Source organism: Actinomadura sp. 6K520 (assembly GCF_004349245.1).
Taxonomy (GTDB): Bacteria; Actinomycetota; Actinomycetes; order Streptosporangiales; family Streptosporangiaceae; genus Spirillospora.
This window is the reverse complement of record NZ_SMLC01000439.1, coordinates 1-555: the sequence shown is the minus strand read 5'-3', so window position 1 is coordinate 555 and position 555 is coordinate 1. Positions and strand designations below refer to the sequence as shown.

Genomic DNA, 555 nt, shown 5'->3' with positions numbered 1-555 from the left:
GTCGAGGAGGTCATCGAACTGGCCGCGCTCGCCAGCCCGGCCAGTTCGATGACCTCCTCGACGCGGCGGCGCGGCAGGCCGCCGGCGTCGGCCAGCCACCGCAGATGGTCGCGGGCGCGCCGCGCCGGATGCACCGCCGAGGCGTCCAGCATCGCCCCGAGCCGGCACAGCGGCGTGCGCAGCGACCGGTACGGCTGCCCGCCGACCAGCGCCGATCCGGCGTCGGGCCGGTCCAGCCCCATGATCATCCGCAGCGTGCTGGACTTGCCGGCGCCGTTCGGGCCGACGAATCCGGTGACCTGCCCCGGGCCGGCGGTGAACGACAGGCCGTCCACGGCGAGGGTCGGCCCGTACCGCTTGCGCAGGCCCCGCACTTCGATGATTGCCTCCATGACCCGGGAGGCTACGGATCGCGGCGGCCGGCCGTCGTCACGCCGGGGAGCCGTCTTCCGGGCCCGGCAGCGGGGGAGGCGGCGTCCCCCTGTGGAGGGACGCCGCCGCGGTGCCGTTCACGCCACAATGGCCCGCGTGGGGCGGAGCGGTGAGGGGGCCGGG

General features: G+C 76.6%; 1 protein-coding gene. It reads right to left on the bottom strand.

The annotated features are described in order from the left end of the window. The coding region (locus E1289_RS37860) for an ATP-binding cassette domain-containing protein (protein WP_207929430.1) at positions 1-383 on the bottom strand (383 nt) is incomplete at its 3' end. Positions 384-555 lie beyond the last annotated feature (172 nt).